We start from the raw sequence: 13,580 nt of genomic DNA, 5'->3' as shown, positions 1-13,580 counted from the left end.
CGAGACCCGGCAACGAAGATGAAAGTGCTCTTCTTTCAGCTTACGTGGGGAGGCTCGGGGAAACTCACCCAGGAAATGGCGGCCTGGATGGAGGGGTTGACAGCTAAGAAACACCTCCACCTGTCCTCTTCGTTCTTACTTTAATTTTTAGAACAAGCATCCTAAGATAGATCTGGCTTTTTCACTGCATATTCCCAGTTCATCTTAGTTGAATTTCCTCCTCCCTCTTCGGTAAAGTAAAACTACACCGAAAGGAGCGAACACACACATGACAACCGTATTTGACTTCAAAGTAAAAGCAACGACTGGCGATGAAGTAGCACTCGATACATACAAAGGCAAAGTGCTCGTCGTCGTCAACACTGCGAGTAAGTGTGGCTTCACCCCCCAATTTGAAGAATTGCAAAGCCTTTATGAGAAGTACAAAGACCAAGGATTCGAAGTCCTAGGCTTCCCAAGTGACCAATTCAACAATCAAGAGTTTGAAAACATCGATGAAACGATGAGTTTCTGTCAACGCAACTATGGTGTCTCATTCCCAATGTTTGCGAAAGTAGATGTAAAAGGCACAGATGCAAATCCACTATTCCAACACCTCGTTTCAGAAAAGAAAGGATTGCTCTCAGAGGGGATTAAGTGGAACTTCACAAAGTTCTTAGTGGACCGTGAAGGGAACGTTGTCAAACGCTATGCGCCACAGACAAGCCCATCGAAAATTGAAGAAGATTTAATTGCGTATTTGTAGAACGGAGAAATCCGTTCTTTTTTTGTGAAAAATCGGAATACATGTTTAATTTGATGCTGCCTTGACACCTCTTAGTCACGCTGATAACCTTAACACTAATATTCAAAATCAAGAGGAGGAAGACGGAAAATGTGGGAATCAAAATTCCAGCGTGAAGGATTAACATTTGATGACGTATTGCTTGTGCCAGCGAAATCAGAGGTATTGCCAAAGGATGTTGACTTATCAGTTCAATTGACAGAGAAGATTAAAGTGAACATTCCGATTTTAAGTGCAGGAATGGATACCGTAACAGAAGCAAAGATGGCTATTGCTATGGCACGTCAAGGCGGTCTCGGTATTATTCACAAGAATATGAGCATTGATGAGCAAGCGGAACAAGTGGAGACAGTTAAGCGTTCGGAAAATGGCGTTATCACAGATCCGTTCTTCCTAACACCAACACATCAGGTGTATGATGCAGAACATTTGATGGGCAAATACCGCATCTCAGGTGTGCCAATCGTGAACAATGAAGAAGAGCAAAAGCTTGTTGGAATTATCACGAATCGCGACCTTCGTTTCATCCAAGATTATTCATTGAAAATTGATGACGTGATGACGAAAGAGAACTTGGTGACAGCTCCTGTTGGCACAACACTTCAAGAAGCGGAAAAAGTGCTACAAAAATACAAGATTGAAAAACTTCCAATTGTAGATGAAGACGGTATTTTAAAAGGTCTTATTACAATTAAAGATATTGAAAAAGTAATTGAGTTTCCGAACGCTGCAAAAGACCAACATGGCCGCCTTCTTGTCGGAGCAGCAGTGGGTGTCACGAAAGATACACTGATGCGCGTAGAGAAGCTTGTGAAGGCACATGTAGATGTCATTACGATTGATACAGCACATGGTCACTCACAAGGTGTTATGGAAACTGTGAAAGAGATTCGCGCAGCTTACCCAGAACTTGCAATCATTGCAGGGAATGTAGCGACTTCAGAAGCAACGCGTGAGCTGATTGAAGCGGGAGCAGACATCATTAAAGTCGGAATCGGTCCTGGTTCAATTTGTACAACACGTGTTGTTGCAGGCGTTGGGGTTCCTCAAATTTCAGCGGTATACGATTGTGCAACAGAAGCACGCAAGCACGGCAAAGCCATTATTGCTGATGGCGGGATTAAATATTCTGGCGATATTGTGAAAGCATTAGCTGCTGGTGGACATGTTGTGATGTTAGGAAGCATGCTTGCAGGTACGACAGAAAGCCCTGGAGAGACTGAAATCTTCCAAGGACGTCGCTTTAAAGTGTACCGTGGAATGGGATCAATTGGTGCCATGGAACGTGGTTCAAAAGATCGTTACTTCCAAGAAGATGCGAAGAAACTGGTGCCAGAAGGTATTGAAGGGCGTCTTCCATACAAAGGGCCACTTGCAGATACGATTCACCAGTTAACAGGTGGGATTCGTTCTGGAATGGGATACTGCGGAGCGCACAACTTGGAAAAACTTCGAAATGAAGCACAATTTGTGAAAATGACAGGTGCCGGCCTTCGTGAGAGTCACCCACATGATGTACAAATTACAAAAGAAGCACCAAACTATTCTATTTCCTAATAACTAGTTCCTATCAGGAACATTCGCACACCTTATGCCGTCTATACTAGGCATTAGGTGTGTTTTTTTAGTGAAAATGCATTTTTTCTACTAGCCTTGTGTTAAAATGAGCAAGGAAAAATAGGCTTTGGAGGGTAAAAACATTGAAAAAATGGATGGCACAGTGGCTCCTCATTCCGATGCTTTTAATTTCAGGAATCGTAGGAATCCCGCAAGCAGCTCAAGCGGAGACAGATCCGCTTAACTTAACCGTAGATGCTGCAATTATGATTGACGCTGAGACTGGGAAAATTTTATATAGCAAAAATGCAGAACAACCACTTGCGATTGCTAGTATGACAAAAATGATGACAGAGTATCTGTTATTTGAAGCGATTGAAGAAGGACGTATTACATGGGATCAACAATATTCGGTCACAGACTATACATACCGCCTTTCACAAAACCGTGCACTAAGTAATGTACCTCTTCGCCAAGATGGTACATATTCGATTCGTGAATTGTATGAAGCAATGGCGATCTATTCTGCCAATGCAGCGACAGTAGCGATTGCTGAGACAATTGCAGGCACAGAAGACAATTTTGTTACATTGATGAATGAAAAAGCAGAAGAGTTAGGACTTGAAGGGTATAACTTCGTCAACTCATCGGGATTAAACAATGAAGATCTAATGGGAATGCACCCAGCTTCTACTGGCGCGAGCGATGAAAACGTGATGCCTGCAAAAGCTGTGGCAACATTATCATTTGCACTTCTTCGCGATTACCCGGAAGTACTAGAAGTGGCAAGCATCCCTCGTAAGACGTTCCGTGAAGGGACAGACGATGCAACAGACATGCCAAACTGGAACTTCATGTTACCAGGACTTGTCTATGAGTACGAAGGTGTGGATGGATTAAAAACGGGAACAACTGAACTTGCTGGTCATTCATTCGCAAGTACTGCAACACGTGGCGACATGCGTTTAATTACAGTCGTGATGAAAGCAGTAGATGCGCAAGGTGTAGGTTCTTATAAAGCGCGCTTTGATGCAACTCGTGCTCTATTGGATTACGGCTTTGCGCAATTTACAAAACAAGAGATCGTAGCACCAGGACAAACAATTGAAGGTGCAGAGACACTTGCTGTCGATAAAGGGAAAGAAGATGAAGTTGCAATTGCTCCAAAAGAAGGCATTTCGATGGTCATCAAGTCAAATGAAAAAGACTTGTACACACCTGTATTTACACCGACAGAAGAGATGCTTGAAGCAGAGGTAGAAAGCGGCCAGGTTGTCGGAAAAGTAAAACTGGAGAAAACGGAAGGTGAAGACCTTGGTTACATCCTGGATAAAGAAGCAGGAGTAGACGTTGTGACGACAGCTGCAGTAGAACGTGCAAGCTGGATTTCTCTTGTATTCCAAGGAATTGGAGCATTCTTTACAGGACTATGGGGGAATGTAACAGAATTCGTTGGTGGATTGTTTTAAACCAAAAGTAAAGAGGCTGTGACAAAACCCAGCAAAGGGAGTTTCTCGTCATGAGAAACTCCCTTTTTGTATGTTCTATTGGGTGTAGGGGAAGCGTTCCGCGGGCGCGGGCTGAGCCTCGGTCTCAGCTTCCGCTTATAATCCCGCTGGAGTCACCCCTACACACTTTTCATTTTGTTATCTTTAACTTCATTTGTGGAATTAACTGAGTTATGTCCCTGCCTCTTTTTGTATGCAGTATTCCGCAAGTTGTTCAAATAAGTCGTTCAGTGCAGGTTCCATCTTCTCTTCGGGGATGCCCCCAAAGCCCAGTAATAACTTGGAAGAGACAGTTGTCCGGTTGATGCGGTAATGGTCAAGTGCAGAGATACGGATACCAATTTCCGCAAGTTTGGTTCTCAATTGTTCCCCCGTGAAATGTGTCTGGCAATCTATCACAACATGCATGCCAGCTTGATCTCCAGAAATCGAGAGCCACTCTGCATACGGTTCGCCAATCTTTCGTAAGATGTCTAATTTTCGTTTGTAGAGCTTCCGCATTCGGTTTACATGTTTCTCAAAATACCCTTTTTCCATAAATTGAGTCAAAGTTGCTTGATCAAAGCGTGGGACAGTAGCTGCATAATGTCCAAATTGGCGTCTGTACACATCCAATAGATGCGATGGAATGACCGCATACGCGATACGCAGTGAGGGCATCAGAGATTTTGAAAATGTGCTCAAATAAATCACGCGATTATTTGTATCAAATCCTTGCAGCGCAGGGATTGGCATTCCGACATAACGGAATTCGCTGTCATAGTCGTCTTCGATGATATAGCCACCCGTTTCAGTTGCCCACTTTAACAATTGATTTCGTCTAGAGGCAGATAGGATGGCGCCGGTTGGAAACTGGTGAGCAGGGGTAATATAAGCAGCTGTTGCATTCGTTAATCGGAGTTCGCTGACTTTCATCCCTTCTTCGTCTACAGCAATCGGTACGGCTTGATAGGCGCTGTTTTGTGAGAAGTGATGGGTAAGCGAATAGCCTGGATCTTCCACTGCCAATACTCCGGCGTCCCCCATTAAGCGTAAGAGAAAAGGTAAGAGCTGTTCGGTTCCTGACCCGATGATGACTTGCTCAGGGGTACACCTGACACCCCGTGATTGATAGAGATAGGTCGCAATCTGTTGGCGAAGAGAGAGGTCTCCTTGAGGGTGTCCAAGGTGAAGTAGCTCTCGATTTCGATCAGACAGCACATCACGTGCGCATTTTCTCCATTGTTCTAATGGATAGTGCGCAAGGTCGATTTTCCCTGGATGAAAGTCATAGCGGTAGCTCGGGGCTTCTAGTTCTTGTCGAGCAGGTTGTTCGCCAGGTGTACTCCGGATGAGTTCTGTACTGTTTTGTACAAAGTATCCTTTGCGAGGCAGTGCAATGACATAGCCCTCATCTACAAGTTGGTGATAGGTCGTTTCAATCGTTGTCTGACTGATGGACAAGTAATCCGCCAATTGACGCTTCGAAGGAAGCTTTTCTCCTTCGGCAAGCTGCCCTGTCAATATCGCTTCACGAAAAGCGCGATACAGCCGTTCATAGAGTGGCATGGATGAATCAGTTGATAGGTGTGGTAGAAATAATTCCATAGCAACGTCCTCCGTTCAAGTTCTGTGGTTTTAGTATACGGGAATATAGATGTGTACGTTGCACAATTTGTGAAAATCGGGTAAACTAGAGCTAATTTCATGTGTGAAAAACGATGATCGGAAGCAGTAACAAGCCCGTTTTTTCAAGAGAGTCAGCGGTTGGTGAGAGCTGATAAAAACACTTGTGAATCCATCCTGAGAGTTGCCTTCGGTTTAACGGAGGCCGGTCAAGAGGCCGTTATGAGACAAGTGGTGTTCCTATGGACACAACCAGGGTGGTAACGCGGGTAGCTCTCGTCCCTTTTTTAGGGATGGGGGCTTTTTGTATGCAAAAAATCGTTGGAAGCCAATCAAGAGGAGGAAATTCTATGTTAGATGTACGGTATGTACGTGACAATTTTGATGCCGTAAAGGCAAAGCTCGCAAAGCGAGGAGAAGATATCTCAGAGTTTGATCAATTTGAAGTGCTCGATCAAAAACGCCGTGAGTTGATTGCCAAGACAGAAGAGTTGAAGTCTGAGCGCAATAAAGTGTCTGAGCAGATCTCTACGATGAAGCGCAACAAAGAAAATGCAGATGAGGCCATCGCACGTATGCGTCAAGTTGGCGATGAGATCAAAGCGTTAGACGAAGAACTTCGTGAAGTTGAAGAAAAGTTCAATTATATGATGATGCGTATTCCAAACATTCCGCACGACAGCGTACCAATCGGGGATACAGAAGACGATAACGTCACGCACCGTACGTGGGGAGATGCACCGTCATTTGACTTCGAACCGAAAGCCCACTGGGATATCGTGACAGATTTGAAGCTTGTCGACTTTGAACGTGCAGCGAAAGTAACGGGAAGTCGTTTTGCTTTCTACCGTGGTCTAGGTGCACGTCTTGAGCGTGCTTTACTGAACTTCATGATGGATCTGCACTCTGAAGAGCATGGCTACGAAGAAATGATTCCACCGTACATGGCAAACCGTGAGAGTTTAACGGGAACAGGCCAGTTGCCGAAGTTTGAAGAAGATGCCTTCTTGATCCAAGAGGAAGATTACTTCTTGATTCCAACAGCTGAAGTACCGGTGACGAACTTCTACCGAGATGAAATCTTAGAAGCTGAGCAACTTCCACAAGCGTTCACAGCGTATAGCGCATGTTTCCGTTCTGAAGCAGGATCTGCAGGACGCGACACACGTGGCTTGATTCGTCAGCATCAATTCAACAAAGTCGAACTGGTTCGTTTTGTGAAGCCAGAAGAATCTTACGAGCAACTGGAACTATTAACAGGACACGCAGAGAAAGTGCTTCAACTTCTTGGTCTTCCGTACCGCGTGTTGTTGATGTGTACAGCCGACCTAGGGTTCACAGCAGCGAAGAAATACGATATCGAAGTATGGCTTCCAAGCTACAACGACTTCAAAGAGATTTCTTCTTGCAGTAATTTTGAAGATTTCCAAGCGCGTCGTGCGGGTATCCGATTCCGCCGCGAGCCAGGTGCAAAACCTGAATATGTGCACACGTTGAACGGAAGCGGCCTAGCGATTGGTCGTACGGTTGCGGCGATTTTAGAAAACTACCAGCAAGCAGACGGATCTGTTGTGATTCCAGAAGTATTGCGTCCATACATGGGTGGTAAAGACGTTATCCGTTAATTGAAAAAGCAGCCGACTCTTATAGGGAGTCTGGCTGCTTTTGTTGTTTGCGGAGCTTTTTTTGCTCACGTAAGTTACGGAAGAAAGAGGTGAGGATTTCGCCACAGGCCTCAGCCTCCACACCTTCAATGACTTCACATGCATGGTTGAAACGTTCATCGTTTAGGAGAGTGTAAAGTGAATGCACGCACCCTGCTTTTGCATCGCGTGCGCCGTAAACGACGCGTGGAATCCGGGATTGTAAGATAGCCCCTGCACACATCGGGCAAGGCTCGAGCGTGACATAAAGCGTCGTGTCTTCTAAGCGCCAGCTACCGAGCTGTTTGCATCCCTCTTCGATGACTAACATCTCCGCATGGGTAAGGGCGTTTTGCGTCGCTTCTCGGAGGTTCGAGCCTCGTGCGATGATGGTGTCGTTATGAACAAGAATCGCTCCGATGGGGACTTCTCCAGCATCGCCAGCCTTCTTTGCTTCGGCAAGCGCTTCTCTCATATAGAAGTCGTGCATAAGACCTTCCTCCTCTCTAATTTTATGTTTCTTTGCTTGGAAAGATGGACGGATTTTCATCTATGTTTCATGGTAGAGCTGTGGTAAAATGGAAAGCACGACTTGAGACAGAAGAGTGAGGTCAGAAGCTATGTCTATTCCATTTATTACGGTTGAAGGGCCTATTGGCGTCGGGAAAACGTCCCTAGCAAAAGCCATCGCCGATACGTATCAATTTGAATTACTGAAAGAAATCGTTGACGAGAACCCGTTCTTAGATAAATTTTATGACAATATTGCAGAGTGGAGCTTCCAGACGGAAATGTTCTTCTTATGTAACCGTTATAAGCAGCTGGCAGACATTCAAAAGCATTATATCGCAAACGACCGTCCTGTTGCTGCCGATTATCATATTTTCAAAAACCTGATTTTTGCTAAGCGCACTCTTTCTCCAGTGGAGTATGCGAAATACGAAGGAATTTACTCTATTTTAACACGAGATATGCCTGTTCCGAACATGGTCGTCTACCTAGACGCAAGCCTGGATGTATTACTAGAGCGTATCGAACTGCGTGGCCGTGATTTCGAGAAGAAGATCGAGCCCGCTTACCTTGCGCAATTATCTGCAGACTACCGTGTGTTCATAGAAGATTTCGAGAAGGCGCACCCGGAGGTTCCTGTCCTGCGTTTTAGCGGAGACGATTTCGATTTCGTCCAAAACCCACAAGACCTGGCCCACATTTTAGATAAAGTAGATGCAACATTACATAAAAGGAGCTTGCAACGATGAATTTACGAGAGAAATACGGCATTCCCCACGATGCTGTCATCACGATCGCCGGAACTGTAGGTGTCGGAAAATCAACGATGACAAAAACTTTGGCAGAAGCGCTTGATTTTAAGACTTCTTTTGAAAAGGTAGATACCAATCCCTATTTGGACCGTTTCTATGATGATTTCTCTAAGTGGAGCTTCCACTTACAGATTTACTTCTTAGCGGAGCGCTTTAAAGAACAGAAGCGCATGTTTGAGTACGGTGGCGGATTCATCCAAGACCGCTCCATCTATGAAGATACGGGTATCTTTGCACGGATGCACAAAGAAAAAGGCACAATGGATCCTGTCGACTACGAAACGTATACAAGTCTTTTCGATGTAATGGTCATGACGCCTTACTTCCCACATCCAGATTTGCTGATCTACCTAGAAGGTTCACTTGAGAGCATCATCGGCCGCATCCAAGAGCGTGGCCGTCCGATGGAGCAGCAAACACCCATCACGTATTGGGAAGAGATGCACGGCCGTTACGAGAACTGGATCGATAACTTTAACGGATGCCCAGTGCTTCGTTTGAACATCAATGATTACGATATCGTGAAACGTCCAGAAGATGTAGAAAAAATCTTAGACCGCATCGGTAGCCACCTCACGAAAACAGCGGTTTACCGCGGTTAATAATACGTTTGGAATGCCCCTTCGACCTTTTGAGGTTGGAGGGGTTTTTTGTGGAGGAAGCAGGGGGTTCCCGACCTGCGGATTAGTTTCCATAACATCATTTGGGGCGTTAATGGGACTTGCTCGGGCGTTAAATGAGCGGTTAGGGTCGTTAAATCGTACAACAGGGGCGTTAAAACAGCATTTGAGGGCGTTAAGTAAGAGACGCTATTATTATGTTTAGGGCTTCGTGATTGCGAAAGCATTTTCCTCATTTTGGATTTAAATTTGCTTGTGGGTGAGTGCTTCGTCGCTAAAACAACGATTTTCGACGCTAGATTCACAATTTGCGTCGCTCAAAGCAAAGTTTTCGTCGCTCAGATGATTGATGATAGCTTTTCCGACGCTGAAATAAGAGTTTGCGTCGCTGGATTCACAATTTTCGACGCTTTAAGCGAGGTTTTCGTCGCTCAAGCCAAAGCGTGCACGGTAGTCGGTCATTCCCCACAAACAAAAAACTGCCCGCCCCACTTAAAGTGAGACAGGCAGTTCTAAATATTCAGACACGACTCTTGTAAGAAAAATTCGACCTGGAGTGATCGAATTCAATCTCATGTTTATGCGTGTGTGTGTTTTAAAATGGAGGAGGTAGAGGGATTCGAACCCCCGCGCGGTTTGACCCGCCTGTCGGTTTTCAAGACCGATCCCTTCAGCCGGACTTGGGTATACCTCCGAAGTACAGAAATAAATTTATCACGTCTAAAATTCAAAGTCAACAAAGAAAATGTTTTTTTTTAATATAATTTTTTTACGCGAGATTTGATTTTTCGTACGGAGGTGCGTATACTAATAAATGCCGTGCTAGGTGGGAAGGTAGCGGTGTCCTGTAACTCGCAATCCGCTCTAGCGAGACTGAACTCCTTCTCTGAGGCTGTTTGCATGTGAGGTCTGGTGTTTGCACGTAGTGTTGACGTCCGGGTCCTGCGCAATGAATACCCATGAACCATGTCAGGTCCGGAAGGAAGCAGCATTAAGTGGTGCTATTTATGTGCCGCGGGGTCGCCTGGGCTGAGCTAACGACAAGCGTGCCGCTCATGTGTAGCAGTCGAAGGAAGGTGCACGGTATACATAGAAGATTCACCCGTTTTCCGTTAGGGAAGACGGGTTTTTTATGGTATAATGGAAAGAGTGACTGATCATCAGAAATGGAGTGGAATGTGTGACTTATCAAGCGTTTTATCGTGCATACCGACCGCAATCCTTCGGGGAGATGTCGGGGCAAAAACACATTAAGCAAACCCTCCAGAATGCACTCGACTCTGGAAAGACAACACACGCCTACTTGTTCTCGGGACCACGAGGAACCGGAAAGACAAGTACAGCTAAAATATTTGCGAAGGCCCTGAATTGTGAAAACGGCCCCGCCAAAGAACCTTGCAACACCTGTGCAATCTGTACAAGTATCACAGATGGCTCCAATCCAGACGTGCTTGAATTTGATGCCGCGTCCCATTCACGGGTAGAAGAAATGCGAGACGTCATCGAAAAAGTACGCTTCGCACCGTCGAACGCACGTTATAAAGTGTACATCATTGATGAGGTGCACATGCTCTCGACAAGTGCTTTCAACGCACTACTCAAAACACTAGAAGAACCGCCCCCCCATGCTGTATTTGTTCTCGCAACGACTGAACCTCATAAAATTCCACTTACAATCATCTCGCGTTGTCAGCGATTCGATTTCAAACGAATTTCCAACACGGACATTGTGGAGCGAATGGTTCAAGTGCTTGACGACGCAGGGATTCCATATGATGAAAAAGTGTTGCGTCTAATTGCGCAAGCATCTGCTGGTGGAATGCGAGATGCATTAAGCTTACTAGATCAAGTGGTTTCGTACAGTGCGGAAACAATGACAATGGAAGAGGCACTCTTTATTACAGGTTCGATTGGTTCAGATGCATTCGTCCATATGGCAGAAGCACTGCTTGATGGCAACGTGAATGATGCGCTTGCCACGCTCGACGGTCTGATCATGGACGGCAAAGACCCTGTGCGCTTGATTGAAGACTTGGTGACGTTCTATCGCGACCTTCTCATCATGCAACACGTCGAGTCACCGGAAGAAATGGTCGAGATCGCAGAACCGACAGACCATGTGAAGGAGCTTTCCAAGCGCTACTCGCAACAACGCCTTTACACAAGCATTCAAATTGCTACTGAGATGCAACAAGAGATGCGTTTTTCAAACCATCCTAAAATCTATGTGGAGACAGCACTCATTCGATTGTCTCAGCTGACGGATCAACCTGGGAACACAACGACATCCTCTGTCTCAGACGAGCAAGTACAAAGACTTGAATCAAAAATTGCAAAACTCGAAGCGCAACTGCGTTCAGGAACAGCAAATGCGCCAGCAGAAGCCACGAAACAGAAACGTTCGCGTGGGCCAAGTGGTATCAAAGTTCCAACAGGACGAATTCAAGAAGTCCTGAAGTCTGCAACAAAACCAGCGATTCAGCAAGTGAAAACGCAATGGGCACAAGTCATGCAGCAACTGCAACGCTCGCATGCGGCTCTCCTGAATGACGCGGAACCAGTTGCGGCATCGGATACCGCTTTTGTGTTAAAATTCAAATATGAAATCCACTGCCAAATGGCAATGGACAATCAAACGTTCTCGACCCTCTTCCCGCAAGTTGTGGAAGACGTGACAGGAACACTTTATGAAGTGCTGTATACGCCGGAAGACCAGTGGCTTGAAATTCGCTCTGCATTCATTGCAGGGAATCAGCTAACTGGCGTTGTAGAAGAAGGAGACGACGATGACGAACAAGAAACAGTCATCGATCCATTGATCTCGGAAGCAACGAAACTATTCGGTGAAGACTTTGTTGAAATCAAAGAAGACTAAAGGAGGAAATCACAATGCGTGGTGGAATGGGAAATATGCAAGGTATGATGAAACAAATGCAGAAAATGCAAAAGAAAATGGCAGAGGCTCAAGAAGAGCTTGGCACACAACACTTTGAAGGTGTAGCAGGTGGCGGTATGGTCAAAGTGACTGTTACAGGACACCGTGAAGTTGTCGGAGTCGCTCTTGATGAATCTGTTGTAGATCCAGAAGATGTAGAAATGCTACAAGATCTAATTGTCATTGCGACAAACGAAGCATTGAAGAAAGCAGAAGAAACAGCGAATGCCACAATGGGCCAATTCACGAAGGGATTGAACCTTCCTGGCATGTTCTAGGAGGACACACAATGCATTATCCAGCGCCGATTTCTAAACTAATCGACAGCTTTATGAAACTGCCAGGTATTGGGCCGAAGACAGCGGCCCGTCTGGCGTTTTTTGTACTCAGCATGAAAGAAGACACGGTAACCGATTTTGCAAAGGCGCTGCTCGATGCAAAACGAAATTTAAGTTATTGCTCCGTATGTGGGCATATTACGGATATAGACCCTTGTGCTATCTGTCAGGACACAGCTCGTAACCAAACGATGATCTGTGTTGTGCAAGATACGAAAGACGTGATTGCGATGGAAAAGATGCGCGATTACCAAGGTCTTTATCACGTTCTTCATGGTGCCATCTCTCCTATGGAAGGAATTGGCCCAGAAGATATCAATATCCCCCCACTTCTGAAACGTCTTCAAAATGAAGAGGTGCAAGAATTGATTTTAGCAACAAACCCTACTATAGAAGGAGAAGCGACTGCGATGTACATTTCGCGACTCGTGAAACCTTCTGGCATCCGTACTACACGAATTGCCCACGGCTTACCAGTCGGCGGAGATTTAGAATATGCAGATGAAGTGACGCTTTCAAAAGCACTAGAAGGGAGACGAGAACTCTAATGGGTTTGTTCTCTCGTCGTGGAAAGTTGAAACAAGAATTCGATACACGCTTTATTCGTTTATTAGAAGAAACACGTGCGGATTGGCATACGGCCCAGATGGTAGAGTCTCATTTGGATGACTACAACCTTGATGCGATCGCCAAGCGCAAGGCGATGGAAAGTATACACTTCTATCTGTATGCCGAAGCGAAACGTCGCCAAGTGGTCTATAAGCCGAGATAAATGCATAAAGTAAAGGGAAAGGAGTTGTGAGATGACTTATCTCGGTCTTTCCCTTTTTCTTTTGGCCATTTTAGCAGTAGCACGAAAACCCCTTTATACTATTATCGATTTTGTCGGGAAGATTTTTATGGAGAGCGGCTATTGGTATGTTATGTCTTTACGCTGCTCATTTGACAGCAAGCTTTATAGGTAGCGATTGGCAAGTCCCTATCACGTATTTCACTGCCGCGTTTGCTATCGTATGTGGTTTCCCTGGAGTCGTAGGAGTTGTGATTTTATCTTTTTTAATTTAATTTCAAAAATCTATTGACCATCTATGAAAAAGGATGTATTATTAGTTAGGTCGCCAAGACAACACATCAAAAACGAAATAAAGTGTTGACAACTATTTGATAAGTTGGTATACTTTAAAAGTTGTCTCAAGACGACATATGAACATTGAAAACTGAACATGCAAGACGTCAAGATAGAGCGTCACCGCCCCGACCCCCGTTGG

At 45.2% G+C, this 13,580-nt stretch carries 13 protein-coding genes, 1 tRNA gene, 1 other RNA gene and 1 other annotated feature; of the genes, 12 read left to right on the top strand and 3 right to left on the bottom strand.

Features of this window, described 5'->3' with window-relative positions; genetic code table 11:
* The first annotated feature begins 268 nt into the window (after nucleotides 1-268).
* The 3 genes from JOD03_RS13555 (at nucleotide 269) to JOD03_RS13545 (ending at nucleotide 3,810) form a co-directional block, all read left to right on the top strand.
* Nucleotides 269-745 (top strand): glutathione peroxidase, encoded by a 477-nt coding sequence (locus JOD03_RS13555; protein ID WP_204591982.1) that lies wholly within the window; start codon nucleotides 269-271, stop codon nucleotides 743-745.
* 129 nt (nucleotides 746-874) lie between these two features.
* Nucleotides 875-2,341 carry an IMP dehydrogenase gene (gene guaB, locus JOD03_RS13550; RefSeq protein WP_204591980.1) on the top strand — a complete coding sequence of 489 codons (1,467 nt, stop codon included), beginning with the start codon at nucleotides 875-877 and terminating at the stop codon, nucleotides 2,339-2,341.
* A gap of 143 nt (nucleotides 2,342-2,484) precedes the next feature.
* Nucleotides 2,485-3,810, top strand: a complete 1,326-nt coding sequence (locus JOD03_RS13545) for a serine hydrolase (RefSeq protein WP_392455192.1) — start codon at nucleotides 2,485-2,487, stop codon at nucleotides 3,808-3,810.
* 210 nt (nucleotides 3,811-4,020) lie between these two features.
* On the opposite strand, the gene pdxR is transcribed toward JOD03_RS13545, so the two are convergent.
* A complete protein-coding gene (pdxR, locus tag JOD03_RS13540) occupies nucleotides 4,021-5,436 on the bottom strand; it encodes a MocR-like pyridoxine biosynthesis transcription factor PdxR (protein ID WP_204591978.1) in 1,416 nt (471 codons plus the stop codon).
* A 104-nt stretch (nucleotides 5,437-5,540) separates the two neighbouring features.
* Nucleotides 5,541-5,741 (top strand) — a binding site (T-box leader).
* A gap of 63 nt (nucleotides 5,742-5,804) precedes the next feature.
* Between pdxR and serS the strand changes: the two genes are divergently transcribed.
* A complete protein-coding gene (gene serS, locus JOD03_RS13535) occupies nucleotides 5,805-7,079 on the top strand; it encodes a serine--tRNA ligase (RefSeq protein WP_204591976.1) in 1,275 nt (424 codons plus the stop codon).
* Between the two features lie 19 nt (nucleotides 7,080-7,098).
* On the opposite strand, the gene tadA is transcribed toward serS, so the two are convergent.
* Nucleotides 7,099-7,587, bottom strand: coding sequence for a tRNA adenosine(34) deaminase TadA (gene tadA, locus JOD03_RS13530; RefSeq protein WP_239584997.1), 489 nt, complete (start codon nucleotides 7,585-7,587; stop codon nucleotides 7,099-7,101).
* Nucleotides 7,588-7,717: 130 nt separating this feature from the next.
* Here tadA and JOD03_RS13525 point away from each other — a divergent pair, with 130 nt between their 5' ends.
* Nucleotides 7,718-8,356 (top strand): deoxynucleoside kinase, encoded by a 639-nt coding sequence (locus tag JOD03_RS13525; RefSeq protein WP_204591972.1) that lies wholly within the window; start codon nucleotides 7,718-7,720, stop codon nucleotides 8,354-8,356.
* The gene (locus tag JOD03_RS13520; RefSeq protein ID WP_204591970.1) at nucleotides 8,353-9,021 is read left to right on the top strand and encodes a deoxynucleoside kinase; all 669 of its coding nucleotides are present in this window, start codon (nucleotides 8,353-8,355) and stop codon (nucleotides 9,019-9,021) included. Before JOD03_RS13525 ends, JOD03_RS13520 begins: the two co-directional genes overlap by 4 nt.
* 619 nt (nucleotides 9,022-9,640) lie before the next feature.
* On the opposite strand, the gene JOD03_RS13515 is transcribed toward JOD03_RS13520, so the two are convergent.
* Nucleotides 9,641-9,733, bottom strand: a tRNA-Ser gene (locus JOD03_RS13515).
* 123 nt (nucleotides 9,734-9,856) lie between these two features.
* On the opposite strand from JOD03_RS13515, the gene ffs reads away from it, so the two are divergent.
* The 6 genes from ffs (at nucleotide 9,857) to JOD03_RS13955 (ending at nucleotide 13,377) form a co-directional block, all read left to right on the top strand.
* An RNA gene (ffs, locus tag JOD03_RS13510) (signal recognition particle sRNA large type) lies at nucleotides 9,857-10,123 on the top strand.
* A gap of 96 nt (nucleotides 10,124-10,219) precedes the next feature.
* The gene (gene dnaX / locus JOD03_RS13505; RefSeq protein ID WP_204591968.1) at nucleotides 10,220-11,914 is read left to right on the top strand and encodes a DNA polymerase III subunit gamma/tau; all 1,695 of its coding nucleotides are present in this window, start codon (nucleotides 10,220-10,222) and stop codon (nucleotides 11,912-11,914) included.
* Nucleotides 11,915-11,928: 14 nt separating this feature from the next.
* Nucleotides 11,929-12,252, top strand: a complete 324-nt coding sequence (locus JOD03_RS13500; RefSeq protein ID WP_100354630.1) for a YbaB/EbfC family nucleoid-associated protein — start codon at nucleotides 11,929-11,931, stop codon at nucleotides 12,250-12,252.
* Between the two features lie 11 nt (nucleotides 12,253-12,263).
* Nucleotides 12,264-12,860, top strand: a complete 597-nt coding sequence (recR, locus tag JOD03_RS13495; RefSeq protein WP_204591966.1) for a recombination mediator RecR — start codon at nucleotides 12,264-12,266, stop codon at nucleotides 12,858-12,860.
* Nucleotides 12,860-13,084: a YaaL family protein gene (locus JOD03_RS13490; RefSeq protein WP_204591965.1), complete on the top strand. Its 225-nt coding sequence runs from the start codon at nucleotides 12,860-12,862 to the stop codon at nucleotides 13,082-13,084. The genes recR and JOD03_RS13490 overlap by 1 nt, the downstream gene beginning before the upstream one ends.
* A gap of 110 nt (nucleotides 13,085-13,194) precedes the next feature.
* Nucleotides 13,195-13,377, top strand: coding sequence for a pro-sigmaK processing inhibitor BofA family protein (locus tag JOD03_RS13955; protein WP_420837255.1), 183 nt, complete (start codon nucleotides 13,195-13,197; stop codon nucleotides 13,375-13,377).
* Nucleotides 13,378-13,580 lie beyond the last annotated feature (203 nt).

The sequence above is a fragment of the Chryseomicrobium aureum genome, from assembly GCF_016909155.1.
Taxonomy (GTDB): Bacteria; Bacillota; Bacilli; order Bacillales_A; family Planococcaceae; genus Chryseomicrobium; species Chryseomicrobium aureum.
The sequence above is the reverse complement of the archived record's forward strand: the minus strand, read 5'-3'. Positions and strand labels throughout refer to the sequence as shown.

Coding starts and splice junctions, on each gene's coding strand:
- tadA (WP_239584997.1), bottom strand. CDS start 7,587: ATGCACGACTTCTATATGAGAGAAGCGCTTGCCGAAGCAAAGAAGGCT.
- JOD03_RS13555 (WP_204591982.1), top strand. CDS start 269: ATGACAACCGTATTTGACTTCAAAGTAAAAGCAACGACTGGCGATGAA.
- pdxR (WP_204591978.1), bottom strand. CDS start 5,436: ATGGAATTATTTCTACCACACCTATCAACTGATTCATCCATGCCACTC.
- recR (WP_204591966.1), top strand. CDS start 12,264: ATGCATTATCCAGCGCCGATTTCTAAACTAATCGACAGCTTTATGAAA.
- JOD03_RS13525 (WP_204591972.1), top strand. CDS start 7,718: ATGTCTATTCCATTTATTACGGTTGAAGGGCCTATTGGCGTCGGGAAA.
- guaB (WP_204591980.1), top strand. CDS start 875: ATGTGGGAATCAAAATTCCAGCGTGAAGGATTAACATTTGATGACGTA.
- serS (WP_204591976.1), top strand. CDS start 5,805: ATGTTAGATGTACGGTATGTACGTGACAATTTTGATGCCGTAAAGGCA.
- JOD03_RS13500 (WP_100354630.1), top strand. CDS start 11,929: ATGCGTGGTGGAATGGGAAATATGCAAGGTATGATGAAACAAATGCAG.
- JOD03_RS13520 (WP_204591970.1), top strand. CDS start 8,353: ATGAATTTACGAGAGAAATACGGCATTCCCCACGATGCTGTCATCACG.
- JOD03_RS13490 (WP_204591965.1), top strand. CDS start 12,860: ATGGGTTTGTTCTCTCGTCGTGGAAAGTTGAAACAAGAATTCGATACA.